The 14,476-nt window shown below is 40.5% G+C and carries 18 protein-coding genes; 4 read left to right on the top strand and 14 right to left on the bottom strand.

The genetic code is table 11. From position 1 onward, the window contains the following. Window positions 1-39 precede the first annotated feature (39 nt). The 14 genes from ndk to trmJ form a co-directional block, all read right to left on the bottom strand. The gene (ndk, locus tag BCU84_RS01720) at window positions 40-471 is read right to left on the bottom strand and encodes a nucleoside-diphosphate kinase (RefSeq protein ID WP_102526368.1); all 432 of its coding nucleotides are present in this window, start codon (window positions 469-471) and stop codon (window positions 40-42) included. 212 nt (window positions 472-683) lie between these two features. After that, the gene (locus BCU84_RS01715; RefSeq protein WP_102526367.1) at window positions 684-1,334 is read right to left on the bottom strand and encodes a TetR/AcrR family transcriptional regulator; all 651 of its coding nucleotides are present in this window, start codon (window positions 1,332-1,334) and stop codon (window positions 684-686) included. 126 nt (window positions 1,335-1,460) lie between these two features. Then, a complete protein-coding gene (locus tag BCU84_RS01710; protein ID WP_102526366.1) occupies window positions 1,461-2,864 on the bottom strand; it encodes an amidohydrolase family protein in 1,404 nt (467 codons plus the stop codon). 92 nt (window positions 2,865-2,956) lie between these two features. After that, window positions 2,957-3,439 carry a Rid family detoxifying hydrolase gene (locus tag BCU84_RS01705; protein ID WP_241906333.1) on the bottom strand — a complete coding sequence of 161 codons (483 nt, stop codon included), beginning with the start codon at window positions 3,437-3,439 and terminating at the stop codon, window positions 2,957-2,959. A 15-nt stretch (window positions 3,440-3,454) separates the two neighbouring features. Next, on the bottom strand, window positions 3,455-3,862 hold the full coding sequence (locus BCU84_RS01700; protein ID WP_102526365.1) for a GFA family protein: 408 nt from the start codon (window positions 3,860-3,862) through the stop codon (window positions 3,455-3,457). A 348-nt stretch (window positions 3,863-4,210) separates the two neighbouring features. Then, window positions 4,211-4,549 carry an ISC system 2Fe-2S type ferredoxin gene (gene fdx, locus BCU84_RS01695; RefSeq protein WP_102526364.1) on the bottom strand — a complete coding sequence of 113 codons (339 nt, stop codon included), beginning with the start codon at window positions 4,547-4,549 and terminating at the stop codon, window positions 4,211-4,213. An 8-nt stretch (window positions 4,550-4,557) separates the two neighbouring features. After that, window positions 4,558-6,420 (bottom strand): Fe-S protein assembly chaperone HscA, encoded by a 1,863-nt coding sequence (gene hscA / locus BCU84_RS01690; protein ID WP_102526363.1) that lies wholly within the window; start codon window positions 6,418-6,420, stop codon window positions 4,558-4,560. 74 nt (window positions 6,421-6,494) lie between these two features. Then, window positions 6,495-7,019: a co-chaperone HscB gene (hscB, locus tag BCU84_RS01685; RefSeq protein ID WP_102526362.1), complete on the bottom strand. Its 525-nt coding sequence runs from the start codon at window positions 7,017-7,019 to the stop codon at window positions 6,495-6,497. A gap of 48 nt (window positions 7,020-7,067) precedes the next feature. After that, window positions 7,068-7,391 carry an iron-sulfur cluster assembly protein IscA gene (iscA, locus tag BCU84_RS01680; protein ID WP_102526361.1) on the bottom strand — a complete coding sequence of 108 codons (324 nt, stop codon included), beginning with the start codon at window positions 7,389-7,391 and terminating at the stop codon, window positions 7,068-7,070. A 13-nt stretch (window positions 7,392-7,404) separates the two neighbouring features. Next, entirely contained in the window at window positions 7,405-7,788 is a 384-nt protein-coding gene (gene iscU, locus BCU84_RS01675; RefSeq protein WP_102526360.1) for a Fe-S cluster assembly scaffold IscU, read from the bottom strand. Window positions 7,789-7,827: 39 nt separating this feature from the next. After that, window positions 7,828-9,042 (bottom strand): IscS subfamily cysteine desulfurase, encoded by a 1,215-nt coding sequence (locus BCU84_RS01670; RefSeq protein WP_102526359.1) that lies wholly within the window; start codon window positions 9,040-9,042, stop codon window positions 7,828-7,830. Window positions 9,043-9,121: 79 nt separating this feature from the next. After that, complete coding sequence (gene iscR / locus BCU84_RS01665; RefSeq protein ID WP_055024669.1) at window positions 9,122-9,583, bottom strand: Fe-S cluster assembly transcriptional regulator IscR; 462 nt, start codon at window positions 9,581-9,583, stop codon at window positions 9,122-9,124. A 311-nt stretch (window positions 9,584-9,894) separates the two neighbouring features. Then, the gene (cysE, locus tag BCU84_RS01660) at window positions 9,895-10,716 is read right to left on the bottom strand and encodes a serine O-acetyltransferase (RefSeq protein ID WP_102526358.1); all 822 of its coding nucleotides are present in this window, start codon (window positions 10,714-10,716) and stop codon (window positions 9,895-9,897) included. Window positions 10,717-10,772: 56 nt separating this feature from the next. After that, complete coding sequence (gene trmJ, locus BCU84_RS01655; protein ID WP_102526357.1) at window positions 10,773-11,516, bottom strand: tRNA (cytosine(32)/uridine(32)-2'-O)-methyltransferase TrmJ; 744 nt, start codon at window positions 11,514-11,516, stop codon at window positions 10,773-10,775. Window positions 11,517-11,667: 151 nt separating this feature from the next. On the opposite strand from trmJ, the gene suhB reads away from it, so the two are divergent. The 4 genes from suhB to BCU84_RS01635 all read left to right on the top strand — a co-directional run bounded on the left by suhB (window position 11,668) and on the right by BCU84_RS01635 (window position 14,372). Further along, a complete protein-coding gene (suhB, locus tag BCU84_RS01650; protein WP_102526356.1) occupies window positions 11,668-12,471 on the top strand; it encodes an inositol-1-monophosphatase in 804 nt (267 codons plus the stop codon). 222 nt (window positions 12,472-12,693) lie between these two features. Then, window positions 12,694-13,104 carry a phosphate-starvation-inducible PsiE family protein gene (locus BCU84_RS01645; RefSeq protein WP_102526355.1) on the top strand — a complete coding sequence of 137 codons (411 nt, stop codon included), beginning with the start codon at window positions 12,694-12,696 and terminating at the stop codon, window positions 13,102-13,104. A gap of 155 nt (window positions 13,105-13,259) precedes the next feature. After that, window positions 13,260-13,562 (top strand): PilZ domain-containing protein, encoded by a 303-nt coding sequence (locus tag BCU84_RS01640; protein ID WP_102526354.1) that lies wholly within the window; start codon window positions 13,260-13,262, stop codon window positions 13,560-13,562. 144 nt (window positions 13,563-13,706) lie between these two features. Beyond that, complete coding sequence (locus BCU84_RS01635) at window positions 13,707-14,372, top strand: AAA family ATPase (RefSeq protein WP_102526353.1); 666 nt, start codon at window positions 13,707-13,709, stop codon at window positions 14,370-14,372. Window positions 14,373-14,476: the final 104 nt, after the last annotated feature.

Here is a 14,476-nt window from a genome sequence, read left to right as displayed (position 1 = left end):
GGAGCCATATGGCTCCTTTTAATCTAATTCAATTAAGAATTAACGAGTACGTGCACATAACTCTTCAGCACTGAAGAAGTAAGCAACTTCACGTTCAGCAGATGCTACAGAATCAGAACCGTGAGCAGCGTTCTCATCGATGCTTTCTGCGAAATCTGCACGGATAGTGCCTTCAGCAGCTTCAGCTGGGTTAGTAGCACCTAAGATTTCACGGTGAGCTAGAACAGCGTTTTCGCCTTCAAGCGTTTGAACCATGATAGGACCAGAAGTCATGAATGCAACTAAAGCACCAAAGAAAGGACGTTCGCTGTGCTCAGCGTAGAAGCCTTCAGCTTGTTCTTTGCTTAGGTGAACCATTTTAGAAGCGATGATTTTCAGGCCAGCAGTTTCAAAACGGTTGTAGATAGCGCCAATGTGGTTTTTTGCAACAGCATCAGGCTTAATGATAGAAAAAGTACGTTCGATAGCCATGAAAAGCTTCCTTCTTAATATAGGGTTTTTAAATTCGCGCGGATTATACGAAATTTACGCCTAGATGCATAGGGCTAATGGTGTCACATAATCAAAATGTCATCATGTGACTTAGCTTCTAGTCAAATTGTGATTCAACTCAAGCAAATCAACTATACAAAAGTAGCTGCAGCACCGCTTTATCGAAAACGAGGAAAACAGCAGATTAATCTTTAACCTGGATTAACAACTGGCTGTAAGTAGTTAAGTAACATCTTAGGTAATTGCTGCACGAATTGCATCTGTGTCATTGAGCAAGCGATTGCTGGTGTCAGGTTTGGATACAGAATTTTATCAAGCAGGCCATTGATCATCATATATACCGCCATATCTGCAGCTTGCTGCTTTATTGATGTAATATTAGCAGCCTCGTTGCTATCAACAGATTGTAATAGTAAATGAGACAAGCGGCTATACGCTTCATTTCTGTCTAAAGTAGGATTTGCAAACATGGTGTCAGGATGTAACCGCGCATTTAGGTGAATGGTCCTAAATACACTTTTTCTATCGTCAAGGAATGTATAAGTGGACTCGCATAGTGATATCACTCGATCCTCGAGCGTGTCGCACTCAATTGCTTCCATTTCCTCAATCCACTGTCCAAGCTCTTTCCCAAATGCATCATATAGAAGTGGTAGTAATGCTTCTTTGTTCTCAAATCGACGATAAAACGTCCCTACCGACACCCCTGCGCCTTCAGCTAATTCTTTAATACTGATATGTTCAAAGTACTTAACCTTTAATGCATCTTGTAAAGACTGCAGAAATTTATCATGAGTCACTTGGCTACGTTTTTGTTTTGGGCGTAAATCTATGGCTGACATGCATTTTTCCAGTTCGAAATCAGGGAGGAAACCAAGGTAACAATTCCAGTGTATTGTCACCTTAAGCATCATACAATTTCTACTGGCTAAACTCTAATTCAACAGGTCATTTACTGCGCTGTTAAGTTAATGTAACCCTACTATCGCTTTATTATCAGCAACGATTTTTTTAGTGTCATAGCCAATGCCATTTTTAAATACCACTGGCATGTCTTGAATACGGCTAATATCAACACTCAAATCACCATTTATTAATACTAGATCAGCATTTTTACCGACCTCAACTGAGCCAATAGTTTGCTGCTTATTAAGATAGTTTGCTGCATTCAAGGTAGCGATTTTAATCACTTCTTCGACACTAAAGCCTGCTTCATAAAGTAGCTCAATCATACGTTGATTGGAAAATCCAGCGACGACCCCGCCATAACCGGTAGGATCCGTTCCGGCCATCAACAAGCCGCCAGCTGCAACAAACTTCTTTTCTAATTGCATCATTTTATTAAACACGACTGGCCAAGTAGCGTCTTCTTGCTGAGAAATAGTGAGCCAACGATTTTGATACTGCTCTCTAACTTGTGGAATAAGCGCTTCTAATGCTAAAGGGTATGCTTGTGGTCGCCCTTTTGTGAACGTTTCATAAATAGTTAGCGTAGAAGTAATGGCGACTTTCTTTTCGACTAAATAGGCAATGAGATCATTGACCTCAGGTGAATCAATATCTAAATCAACTAATGACTGATGTGCCCCTTCTGGGCACATATCTTTCTGTTTGTCTTTAACAAAATCAGTTGCGGCAAAGAAACCATGTTCAAGGTTATCGATTCCCATCTCAGCGGCTTCTCGGTAAGTAATAGAGCAAAGATGTGCTGTCACTTTATGATCCCGCAAATGCGCTTGCTCTATGACTGTTTCAAGCTCTTTTGTACGAATATTAATATAGGCTTTATATGACGTTACCCCTTCAGAAACCCAGTAATCTATCATTGCCTTAGCATTTTCTGCATCCCGAAGCGCTTTGAGTTTTAGAATTGGCAGCCCTGGACCATTTAAATACGGCGCAGTAACATCCATAGCAGGCCCAATAGTGTCACCTGAGTTAATGGCATCTCTTACATTTAAATCCCCGTAAGGTGAAGTGGTGCCAGCAGTCCTTACCGTGGTTGCACCGCCTGCGAGATAAAGTTTGGGAAAGCTATGGAGCATTTCGGTGTAATGGGCTTTTCCGGTGGGATAAAACATATGCTCATGCATCATGATCAGGCCTGGAATTAAGGTTTTCCCCTTACCATCGATGATAGTGACGTCCTCTGCAATCGTTGTCGAAGCAGAAGCCATTATCGTTTTAATTTTCCCAGCCTCAATAACAACAGTTTGCGCTTCCTTAATTTTACTGCCAGTTCCATCGATGATATTGACATTGGTAATTGCAATTTTAGGTTGATCATATGATATATAACCACTCGCCACAGCACTTAAAGAAATACTGTAAAGCAGCATACCTAGTGTGCAAAACAATTTAGATTGATTCATCCTTAACCTTATTCAAATATATTTTGAACAAGATGATATAGTGCAAACAGATTTATGTAAATCTATATTCACATTAAGGGCGATTTTTAATATTATTTTGCAGCAATACATTCAATTTCAATGCTGGCACCAAGAGCGAGACCTTTGACTGCCATAGTACTTCTTGCGGGATAAGGGGAACTAAAATGCTGCTTATATACCTGATTAAATGCTGAGAAATCTTCAATATCCGTAAGCATCACAGTGCACTTAACCACATCTTTCATTTCATAACCCATTCGACCTAAAGACCCTTTAATGCCTAATAATGTCGATTGAGTTTCCGCAACGATGCCACCTTTAACTAAGGTCTTAGTCTCAGAGTTAAATCCTATTTGACCAGATAAATAGACAGTCCCGCCCACTTTCACCCCTTCAGAAAATGGCAAGGTCATGTCACCTTGCTGGGTATTTAAAAAACTAACTTCACCCCCTGAATAGCTAGCAAGATTTACTGGCAGCACTTTCTGTTCAGAACTCTGCACAGCATTAACATAAAAACTCGCTAAAATAGATAAACTGACCATCAATTTCATTGTCATCCCTTAATATTATGGTGTTGTTGAAAATGTGCTTATGCCATGTAAAGTATTCAACCAAGGTTGTGCTGAACGATGCCAGATTTGCATAACAGGCGTTAATTCATTTCTTTGATCCACAACGCCTAAACGAATTCCATACACCCTCGACTTATCACCAACGTAAGTGGCGTACATTGCTGAGCCACATTGCTGACAAAAACCTTGGGCTCGTTGATTGCCACTTTCGGCAATTTTGATGTATTCCTTTGGCGTGCCTTTGATAAAATTCATACCGTCAACTTCTGACATCACTACCGTCCTAAAAGCACTAGCCGATAGTAATTGGCAATCAGTGCAATGACAGATGACAACTTTTTCTGGTAAAACCTTGGCAGTAAAAACTAACTCACCACAATGGCAATGTCCGGTGATGTTCATATAGTCCTCTAGATAAAATGGTGCCAACTTAATTTGCGAACTTGGGTTCACAAATAAGATAGTTACATCGATCCAACATTGCAACTTAATATCGTGTCAATGGATAAATAAGTAAATTGCTTGGAGATAAATAGAATAACCAACTTAAAAATAACGATCGAAGGGGTTATGAATGAAGGGGGACTATGAATTAAGGCGGTTTTGAATGAAGGCGGTTATGAATAATGACGTAAAGAATAGTAAAAAAATTCCAAAAAAAAAGCAACGACTATGAAAACACATACACCGTTGCTCAATGAAACTGTCCTATTGAATAACGATAGGACGTTGCCAGTACCTGAAACTAGTTTAGTGCCCTTCAGACACCATGTTGACAGTGTACTTAGGGATATCAATCACTAAATCACAATCAACCACTTTAGCCTGACAAGAAAGACGGCTTTCAGGCTCTAAGCCCCATGCTTTATCTAGCATGTCATCTTCTAACTCATCACTTTCTTCAAGTTGGTCGAAGCCTTCACGCACAATACAGTGACAAGTAGTACATGCATTCGACTTTTCACATGCATGCTCAATGTGGATGCCATTTTTTAGCGCGACGTCTAAAATGGTTTCACCGACTTCGGCTTCAACAACTGCGCCATCTGGACACAGCTCTTCATGTGGTAAAAAAACTAACTGTGGCATTTCATCACCTATATATTTTCAACAGACTGACCTTTCAGTGCTGCTCGAATTGAATTATCCATACGACGATTAGCAAACTCTTGAGTTTGTGCATCTAATGCTTCAATCGCTTTTTCAATGGCGTCAGTATCATCACCTTGAGCAGTCAATTGTAACTGTTCAATTGCTGCGTTGATATCAGCAAGTTCTTGTGGGTTTAATAAATCAGCATCTTTAGCAAGTGCTGCACTTAAGGTTTCAACAACTCTTGAAGCCTCAACTTGCTGCTCAGCTAACATGCGACGAGTAATATCATCTTTCGCATGCTTCATTGAGTCTTTTAGCATTGTAGCAATTTCAGTATCAGATAAACCGAATGACGGTTTAACCTGAATCGTTGTTTTCACTTCAGTGGACTTTTCCATTGCTGTCACACTCAGTAACCCATCCGCATCGACCTGGAATGTGACTCGAATGTGCGCTGCGCCAGCCGCTAATGCAGGAATACCATTTAAGGTAAAGCGAGCTAATGAACGACAATCATCAACTAGCTCACGTTCGCCCTGCACTACATGAAATGCCATTGCCGTTTGGCCATCTTTAAATGTTGTGAACTCTTGCGCACGGGCCACAGGAATTGTGGTATTGCGCGTCACCACTTTTTCAATTAAGCCACCCATGGTTTCAATACCAAGGGACAGTGGAATAACATCCAATAATAATAAATCTGACTCAGGCTTATTACCTACCAAAATATCAGCTTGGATTGCCGCGCCAATGGCAACGACACGATCAGGGTCAATTGACGTTAGTGGAGTCTTTTTAAAGAAGGTTTCTACTTGCTCACGCACTAATGGTACACGAGTCGAACCACCGACCATGACTGTCTCAATGATGTCATCTGCAGTCACTTCGGCATCACGTAATGTACGGCGACAACTTGCAATCGTCTTTTTAACAAGCGATGCAATTAACGATTCAAATTCAGCTTTCGATACTTCCGCATTAACTGTATCGCCATTTTCTAGCGTAACAGATGCAATACAAGTATCTGCATTGGTTAACTGCTCTTTGACACGACGAGACTCAATTAAAAGCTGACGAGACAAAGAAGCTGAAAGCTCAGTCAGTCCAAAAGCTCGTTGTAAGTGCGCTTGCAACAGGTGGTCAAAATCATCACCGCCTAGCGCAGAGTCGCCACCTGTGGCTAATACTTCAAATACACCACGATTCAGACGTAAAATTGAAATATCAAATGTACCGCCGCCCAAATCATAGATGGCAATCACGCCCTCTTGTTTGGTATCTAAGCCATAAGCAATCGCTGCTGCAGTAGGCTCATTTAATAAACGTAATACTTTTACACCCAAAAGCTCTGCTGCATCTTTAGTACCTTGACGCTGAGCGTCATCAAAATAAGCCGGTACGGTAATGACAACCCCTTCTAAATCTCCGCCTAATGTTTTTTCAGCGCGACTAATAAGAGGTTTAAGTATTTCAGCAGAAACTTGCACAGGGTTAACAGCGCCCTGAGCAGTATTAAAAATAGGTAGACCATTATCACTAGCAGTCAGCGAATATGGGAGTTGTTGCTCGCCAGATTGAATATCAGCAAGACTGCGCCCCATAAAGCGTTTAACAGAAACGATGGTATTTTGCGGATCTTTTACAGATAGTGCTTGGGCTGCTAAACCTGTTTCGATGCTGTCGACACTATAATGTACAACTGAAGGTAAAGAATGTTGATTACTGTCATCAGGTAAAGTCAGTGCTTCACCACTTCTGACAGCCGCAACTAATGAATTTGTTGTACCTAGATCGATACCCACAGCAAGGCGGTGCTGATGAGGCGCGGCGCTTTGACCGGGCTCAGCGATTTGAAAGAGGGCCATAGTATTCCAATTATTTATTAGTCTAGACTCAATTAGAGACAATATAAAGGCGCTGTTATATTAACAGCCCGAAATTAATCTAATAATGAATCTTCGACTCTTGCGAGTTCATCCTGCAATTTTGCCATAAATTTTAGCTTTCTTATTTGATCCGCTGCAGATAAATTATTTTCATCTGATTCGGTTGCTAATAATGTGGCAAGTAATTGCGAAAGTGTCTTTTCAAAGCCAGCAAATGACTGATATAAATCATCGATTAATTCATCAGCTTGTTGACTATCTTTAATATCTTCTAGGGATTCACGCCATTCCATTTGCTGCATCAAAAAAGCAGTATCTTTGACTGTCGTCGTTTCATGGCTTATATCAATGCCACGTAAACTTAACATGTGCTCTGCACGTCTTAATGGATTTTTTAGCGTTTGATAACCGTCATTTACCTGCGCAGTGCGTTGCACAGACAACAACTTTTGTTGTTCTGACTCGTTAGCAAATTTATCGGGATGAACCGCCCTTTGCAGCTCGCGGTAGCGCTCTGCAAGGTTGGCGGTGTCGATATCAAAGGAAGGTGTTATTTGAAATAATTCAAAGTAATTCATTGGCAGATATCATGCTCTTAGTTGGTAAATTAGAGTGAAGCTTCACAATTAAACAGTAAAGCTTTCACCACAACCACATTCACCTTTGGCATTAGGATTGTTAAATTGAAAACCTTCATTGAGGCCTTCTTTAACAAAATCTAATTCAATGCCTTGAAGATAGATAAAGCTTTTAGCATCAATGATGATATTAACGCCTTCAATCTCAAAAACGTCATCATCATCATTTGCTTCATCAACAAACTCAAGCACGTAAGCCATACCAGAACAGCCAGATGTTCTTAACCCTAGGCGTAAACCCAAGCCTTTTCCTCGATTAACTAGGAAAGATTTCACTCGTTCAGCCGCAGCTGGGGTCATTGTTATTGCCATCTTAACTCCGGTATTACTTGTCTTGCTTTGATTTGTACTCATCTAATGCTGCTTTAATAGCGTCTTCGGCTAAAATAGAGCAATGGATTTTAACTGGTGGTAATGCAAGCTCTTCAGCAATGTCAGCATTCTTAATCGTTGCTGCTTCATCAACACTTTTACCTTTAACCCACTCTGTTACCAGTGAGCTAGAAGCGATTGCGCTGCCACAACCATAAGTTTTGAATTTAGCATCTTCAATGATACCGTCTTCGCCAATTTTTAGTTGAAGCTTCATCACGTCACCACATGCTGGTGCGCCAACCATACCTGTTACCACTGAAGGGTCATTCTTATCAAATGAACCTACGTTACGTGGATTTTCATAATGTTCGATTACTTTTTCGCTGTAAGCCATAACAATTCTGCTCCGTTTATCGCTATCGATAATAATGTATTAGTGATGTGCCCACTGAACTTGGTCCAGATCGATACCATCTTTGAACATCTCCCAAAGTGGAGACATTTCACGTAACTTACCGATAGAATCATCAATTACTTTAATTGCATGCTCGATATCTTCATCAGTGGTAAAACGACCAATTGAGAAGCGAATTGAGCTGTGTGCCATTTCATCATTTAAGCCTAATGCACGAAGTACATAGCTAGGCTCTAAACTTGCAGAAGTACAAGCTGAACCTGATGATACTGCTAAATCTTTAAGGGCCATCATTAATGACTCACCTTCAACAAAATTGAAGCTCACATTAAAGATACCGCAGTAGCGTTGTTCCATATCGCCATTGATATAGGTTTCTTCGATATGCTTAATGCCAGCCCATAATTTGTCACGTAGACGAAGTATGCGAGCATTATCTTCAATCATATCTTGCTTAGCGATAGCAGCTGCTTCGCCTAGGCCAACAATTTGATGAGTTGCTAATGTACCACTACGCATACCACGTTCATGACCACCACCGTGCATTTGCGACTCTAAACGAATACGAGGTTTACGACGCACGTATAATGCACCAATCCCTTTTGGTCCATACATTTTATGGCCAGAGATAGAAATCAGATCAACTTTAGTGGTTTTCACGTCAATCGGTAATTTACCTGCACTTTGTGCAGCATCCATATGGAAGAAAATACCTTTTGAGCGACATAACTCACCAATTGCATTAATGTCTTGAATAACACCAATTTCATTGTTCACATGCATGATGCTCACTAAAATTGTGTCATCGCGCATTGCACCTTCAATCACTGATAATGGAATAAGTCCATTGTCACTTGGTTCAAGGTAAGTCACTTCAAAGCCTTCACGCTCTAATTGGCGACAAGCATCAAGTGTGGCTTTATGTTCTGTCTTGCTCGTGATGACATGCTTGCCTTTCTTGTTATAGAAATGCGCAATACCTTTAATAGCAAGGTTGCTTGATTCAGTCGCACCCGATGTGAATACGATTTCGCGGTGATCCGCGTTGATTAAATCAGCCACTTGATTACGAGCAATATCAACTGCTTCTTCGGCTTGCCAACCATAACGGTGAGAACGAGATGCAGGGTTACCAAACACACCGTCCATTGTCATAAATTGGACCATTTTGTCGGCAACACGTTTGTCGACTGGGGTTGTTGCGGCATAATCTAAATAGATAGGAAGCTTCATCATACACTCCGTACTGAGCAGCCATCTTTGTGACCACTTACAACGTACATATAATTGTTATCGATACAACTACATAAAATTACAATGTAACTCTATGCTCATTCTGCATTTCGTCTTGCTTTAACGAGATAAATTGAACATCTCTTTTATCCATTAATCCAGCAAGCGTAATGCCATCTAAAAATTCTGAAATTTGTTTACTTAAATCTCCCCATAATGAATGGGTAAGACAACGGGAGCCACTTTGGCAATTCCCTTTTCCCTGACAACGAGTCGCATCAACTGACTCGTCTACAGCATGCACGACCATGCCAACAGAGATGTCATTCGCTTCTTGTCCAAGACGATATCCGCCTCCAGGACCACGAACACTAGATACAAGACCATGTTTACGAAGCTTAGCGAAGAGTTGCTCAAGATAGGAAAGCGATATTCCCTGTCTTTCAGAGATATCCGCTAAGGGAACTGGCCCGGTGGCTGAGTGAATAGCAACGTCCAGCATAGCTGTCACTGCGTAGCGACCTTTTGATGTCAGTTTCATAACGTTATTTGCTCCCATATACTATAGGGCAATTTCACCATACCCGAGTAAAATAGTCAAGTATTTAACCTAGTAAATCACTCAAGTATTATCTCTCGTTCGCTGCTAACAATTTAGGTCTACAATTTTGCACAGGTATTTAACCTTTTTATACTACAAGATTCAATGCTAGTACGGCATTAATTGAGCGAATATGTGATAAAACGGCAGTAAGTCAAAAAAAACAGGTTAATGTGAAAAGCTCACGACTCAAAAATAAAAAGTCGATACCTTTAAGTGGGTATCGACTGGATATTTTTCAAGTCTAATGATTAAATTATCGGATCAAACTTATCAATTTCTTGAATTCGCTTTTCTGCAGCTTCTTGCTCAGCTTCATTAAAGTCACCCACATTCAACTCTGGTAACTTTTCAGTGCAAACTTCACCGCCCATAGTTTGTACAGCTTGGCAAATCTCTTGCACTTTAGAATCCATCAAATGCATATGATCAAGCATTTGACCAATCGCACTGGCAACTGGATCTGGATTATCAGGAGATACTGCATAAGCATCAAACCCATATTTCTTCGCCATCGCACTGCGACGTTCAGTTTGTTCTTTCGATTGCGCCGAAGGTTTAGCAACTACCCTTGCAGGAATACCCACAACAGTCGTTTCTTTGGCGACATCTTTAACCACAACAGAATTTGAACCGACTCTAGCACCATCATGCATGGTGATTGGACCAAGAATTTGAGCGCCTGCGCCAATAACCACATTATTTTCTAATGTTGGGTGACGCTTACCTGCTTGCCATGTTGTGCCACCTAAGGTCACACCGTGATAAAGAGTACAATCATCACCAATTTCAGCAGTTTCACCAATAACAATGCCCATGCCATGGTCGATAAAAAATCGGCGACCTATTGTAGCCCCTGGGTGGATTTCAACCCCAGTGAACCAACGAGAAAAAGTAGACAAACATCGCGCTAGCAGATGCCATTTAGCATTCCAAAGCTTATTACTGATGCGATGAATCCAAATCGCATGCATGCCTGGATAATTGACTAAAATCTCAAAGCTACTATTCGCCGCAGGATCTCGGTGATAAATAGATTCAATATCTTCCTTTATTCGCGCTATCACGCCCATGTCACAGTCCTTCTTTCTACCACTATAAAATTATGACTTTTTTACTAAAAAATAAGTTATGACTCTTTATCGTTGCAGCTTTCTTCTTTCGGCATTTTTTTATCTATTGAGGTCAAAATACCACGAAGAATATTCATTTCAGCCGTTTCAACACGAGCACGGCTAAATAAGCGTTTAAGCTTGGTCATGATCTGACCTGGGTGATTTTTAATAATGAAATTTGTCTTAGTTAGTGTCGACTCAAGATGCACATAAAAGCGTTGTAAGTCTTCTGAGAGTGGGTATTCTTCTTCAAAAGTCGCCTTTTCATCTAACGCTAAATGCGCCATACGAGTTTCATAACAAATGATCTGCACCGCTTGCGCTAAATTAAGCGAGCTATATTCAGGGTTTGCAGGAATAGACACGTGATATGTACACTCTTGCAGCTCTTCATTACTTAAACCGTGGTTTTCACGACCAAATACAATAGCTACAGGCCCTTTAATACTTTCCAGAGCCAGCTTTTCGCCCGCTTCTTTCGGGACTAACATAGGCCAATCTAGTGTTCTGCTACGTGCACTCGTTGCAATCACCAAGCTACAGCCAGCAATCGCTTCTGAAAGTGAGTCAACAATCGTCACGTCTCTAATCAAATCGGCTGCACCTGCAGCGAGTGCAATAGACTGTCCATCAGGCTGCACTCTAGGTTCAGCAAGGTATAAGTTTGATAAGCCCATGGTTTTCATGGCTCTAGCGGTAGAACCGATATTTCCGGGATGCGATGTCCCAACTAAAACAACACGTATATTACTCAGCATGAAACTACTTTAATCGTCTAAAAATCTATTTGCGGATAGTAACACAAGCTGCAAATAATTCCTTATATGAAAATCTGCATTTGATAAACCTGTCAAAATGCGTATAATTACGCGGCTGATTTATTCGTTCTTTAACATCCAGGGGATTGCTATGCATCCGATGCTGACTATTGCCACGCGCGCTGCACGCGCTGCGGGCCAAACTATTATGCGCGCCTATACTGAACTCGACAAAGTTGAAGTTGATTCAAAAGGTCTAAATGACTTTGTTACAAGTGTAGACAAGGAAGCAGAAGCTACCATTACATACCAAATTCGTAAATCTTACCCAGATCATACGATTGTTGGCGAAGAAGACGGTGAAAACCGTGGTTCAAATAAAGATTATGTATGGATAGTCGATCCTTTGGATGGTACCAACAATTTCGTTCGTGGTATCCCTCATTTCGCAGTATCTATCGCAGTTCAATATAAAGGCAAAATTGAAGTTGCCGTTATTTACGATCCTGTTCGTGAAGAATTATTCTCTGCTGTTCGCGGTCAAGGCGCTAAAGTAAATGACTTCCGCCTACGTGTAACTGGTGTAAATGAACTCGCTCATACCATGATTGGTACTGGTTTCCCGTTCAAATCTCGTCAACACACTGAAACTTACATGAACATCTTAGGTGAAGTATTCCCTGTATGTGCTGACGTACGTCGCGCAGGTTCAGCGGCACTTGACTTAGCTTATGTTGCTGCAGGCCGTTTAGATGGATTCTTCGAAATCGGTCTTAAGCCTTGGGATATCGCAGCAGGCGACTTAATCTGTCGTGAAGCAGGCGGTACCGTAACAGATTTCACTGGTAACCATAATTACCTAACTTCAGGTAACGTTGTTGCTGGTTCGCCTAAAGTGACTTCAGAATTAGTTAAAATTATGCGTCCTTTACTCAATGATGGCCTTAAGCGCTAATCATTAATCTGACCAATAACGGTTAGAACAATTAAAACCGCCTGACTTAAACGTCACTGGCGGTTTTTTTATGCCTGAAATTCCTAAACCGTCTATTAAGGCGCTAGAAAGTGATGATATTAGAATAAATTTATAATTTTTGACCTAGATCACTCAGTAAAACACGACCTAGCAGAATATACTGAATTATCAATTAAATTAATAATAAGAGATGTAATAATCATGCCGCTTCCTATACTCCGTCAAATAGGTGTTAAAAGCCTAAAAAGCGTCGAACATGTCGTTTTATTCATTATTTCTCTTGCGACGGTCTTCGCCATTGGCGAGGAAGTGTTGCACATGTTTCACATCAAAACGGTAGAACTTGCTGATCTGCTATTACTGTTTATTTATCTCGAAGTCTTAGCCATGGTGGTCAATTACCTTGAGTCAGGTAAATTGCCCATCCGTATGCCTTTATATATCGCGATTGTGGCACTCGCCCGTTACTTAATTCTTGATATGAAGGATATGGATGATTGGCGCATACTGGCTATATCACTATCAACAATCGTGCTAGCAGCAACGGTCATTGTCATTCGATGGGGCCAACTAAAACTCCCATATCCAAAAAATAAAGATATGGAACATTAAAAATTGATGAGTAACTATTCTTAAGAATTGATATTTTAATTTGAATAATTAAGCGATAAGTGACTAACTTATCGCTTTTTTTATAGATGTTGATTAGTATGAATTAGCGGATAAATTATGCTCATTAATAAAAGTAAATACGGAGTAAGGCGGTTATGTCTAACGAACCCACAGGATTTGAAGAAAAAAGAAACTCATTACGAGTGGATATGGAAGCCGAGCGCATTTTATTGCATTGGATAGATTCATCAGGCGAGCCTTGTGAAGATTATGGGGTATGTATTGATTTGGCGCGCAAAGGTATCCTGATTGACTATAAGAGTGCGTTCAATCTTGGAGATTTAGTCGCTATCACTTTTAATCACAATACTGAAAAACAAAACACGATTAAAGGACAAGTCTGCCGCTGTACTGAAGCTAACCCGCAAAGCTTTCATATTGCCTTACAGCTTGTTTAATACCTTATAAATTCTCACACTGTAAACGTATTTAATGGATAGCAGCCTTGAATAGAAATTGATTTCAAAACTTATGATTTAATGAGTTATTTTGAACTATGATTAATTTAAGGTGGTAGAAATCTCATAAAATAAGGTTGCGCTATGATAATACTGGTCGGTGGTGAAAAAGGTGGCAGTGGTAAAAGTTGTTTAGCTCAAAACCTTGCTGTATATGTTACCGAAACCTTCAAAGCCAATGTATTAATGGTGGACTGCGATCCACAACGCACCACATCTGATTGGATCCAAGCTCGCAATAACCAAACCGACTTAAAGCCAATAAACTGTATTCAGCTCTACGGTAAAATTCGTAATGACCTATTAAGTTTGGGTGAGCGCTTTGACTATGTCATTGTTGATTGTGGTGGTCAGGATAACTTAGCGATGCGCGCAGCGATGTCAGTTGCCAGTTACGTTGTTATTCCATTAAGACCAAAACGCCGCGACTTAAAAACACTCCCCCACATGGAAGATATGCTCAGTACCTGTAAAATGGTGAATCCCAAAATGGTGGCTACTGTGGTTATCAGTCAATGCCCAGCCCTTCCCTCGCAATTTAAACGCATACTTGAAGCCAAAGATGTCGTCAAATCGTTTGGACTCACCGCTTTGAATGCTGTCACTTTTAATCGCAATATTTATGATGACAGTGAAGAAAGTGGTTCATCAGTACTAGAAATAGATCCTCAAGGTAAAGCCGCCCAAGAAATCACAAATATTGCTGAAGAGTTATTTGCGATACCGCCCGATGACAGTTTTGAATTTTAAACTCAAATTCATACTCGCTTTTTAGCAATAACGGCAATCAGTAACGCCAAAATGTGATCATGACTCATAAATGAACTAAAAATCGTTGCCCATTTCAGCTTGGT

Source organism: Shewanella sp. 10N.286.51.B7 (assembly GCF_002873615.1).
Taxonomy (GTDB): Bacteria; Pseudomonadota; Gammaproteobacteria; order Enterobacterales; family Shewanellaceae; genus Shewanella; species Shewanella electrodiphila.
This window is presented reverse-complemented; position numbering and strand designations above follow the sequence as displayed.

Coding starts and splice junctions, on each gene's coding strand:
- BCU84_RS01645 (WP_102526355.1), top strand. CDS start 12,694: ATGCCGCTTCCTATACTCCGTCAAATAGGTGTTAAAAGCCTAAAAAGC.
- BCU84_RS01640 (WP_102526354.1), top strand. CDS start 13,260: ATGTCTAACGAACCCACAGGATTTGAAGAAAAAAGAAACTCATTACGA.
- BCU84_RS01635 (WP_102526353.1), top strand. CDS start 13,707: ATGATAATACTGGTCGGTGGTGAAAAAGGTGGCAGTGGTAAAAGTTGT.
- trmJ (WP_102526357.1), bottom strand. CDS start 11,516: ATGCTGAGTAATATACGTGTTGTTTTAGTTGGGACATCGCATCCCGGA.
- iscU (WP_102526360.1), bottom strand. CDS start 7,788: ATGGCTTACAGCGAAAAAGTAATCGAACATTATGAAAATCCACGTAAC.
- hscA (WP_102526363.1), bottom strand. CDS start 6,420: ATGGCCCTCTTTCAAATCGCTGAGCCCGGTCAAAGCGCCGCGCCTCAT.
- suhB (WP_102526356.1), top strand. CDS start 11,668: ATGCATCCGATGCTGACTATTGCCACGCGCGCTGCACGCGCTGCGGGC.
- iscA (WP_102526361.1), bottom strand. CDS start 7,391: ATGGCAATAACAATGACCCCAGCTGCGGCTGAACGAGTGAAATCTTTC.
- BCU84_RS01705 (WP_241906333.1), bottom strand. CDS start 3,439: ATGAAATTGATGGTCAGTTTATCTATTTTAGCGAGTTTTTATGTTAAT.
- BCU84_RS01700 (WP_102526365.1), bottom strand. CDS start 3,862: ATGAACATCACCGGACATTGCCATTGTGGTGAGTTAGTTTTTACTGCC.
- cysE (WP_102526358.1), bottom strand. CDS start 10,716: ATGGGCGTGATAGCGCGAATAAAGGAAGATATTGAATCTATTTATCAC.
- BCU84_RS01670 (WP_102526359.1), bottom strand. CDS start 9,042: ATGAAGCTTCCTATCTATTTAGATTATGCCGCAACAACCCCAGTCGAC.
- fdx (WP_102526364.1), bottom strand. CDS start 4,549: ATGCCACAGTTAGTTTTTTTACCACATGAAGAGCTGTGTCCAGATGGC.
- hscB (WP_102526362.1), bottom strand. CDS start 7,019: ATGAATTACTTTGAATTATTTCAAATAACACCTTCCTTTGATATCGAC.
- BCU84_RS01710 (WP_102526366.1), bottom strand. CDS start 2,864: ATGAATCAATCTAAATTGTTTTGCACACTAGGTATGCTGCTTTACAGT.
- BCU84_RS01715 (WP_102526367.1), bottom strand. CDS start 1,334: ATGTCAGCCATAGATTTACGCCCAAAACAAAAACGTAGCCAAGTGACT.
- ndk (WP_102526368.1), bottom strand. CDS start 471: ATGGCTATCGAACGTACTTTTTCTATCATTAAGCCTGATGCTGTTGCA.
- iscR (WP_055024669.1), bottom strand. CDS start 9,583: ATGAAACTGACATCAAAAGGTCGCTACGCAGTGACAGCTATGCTGGAC.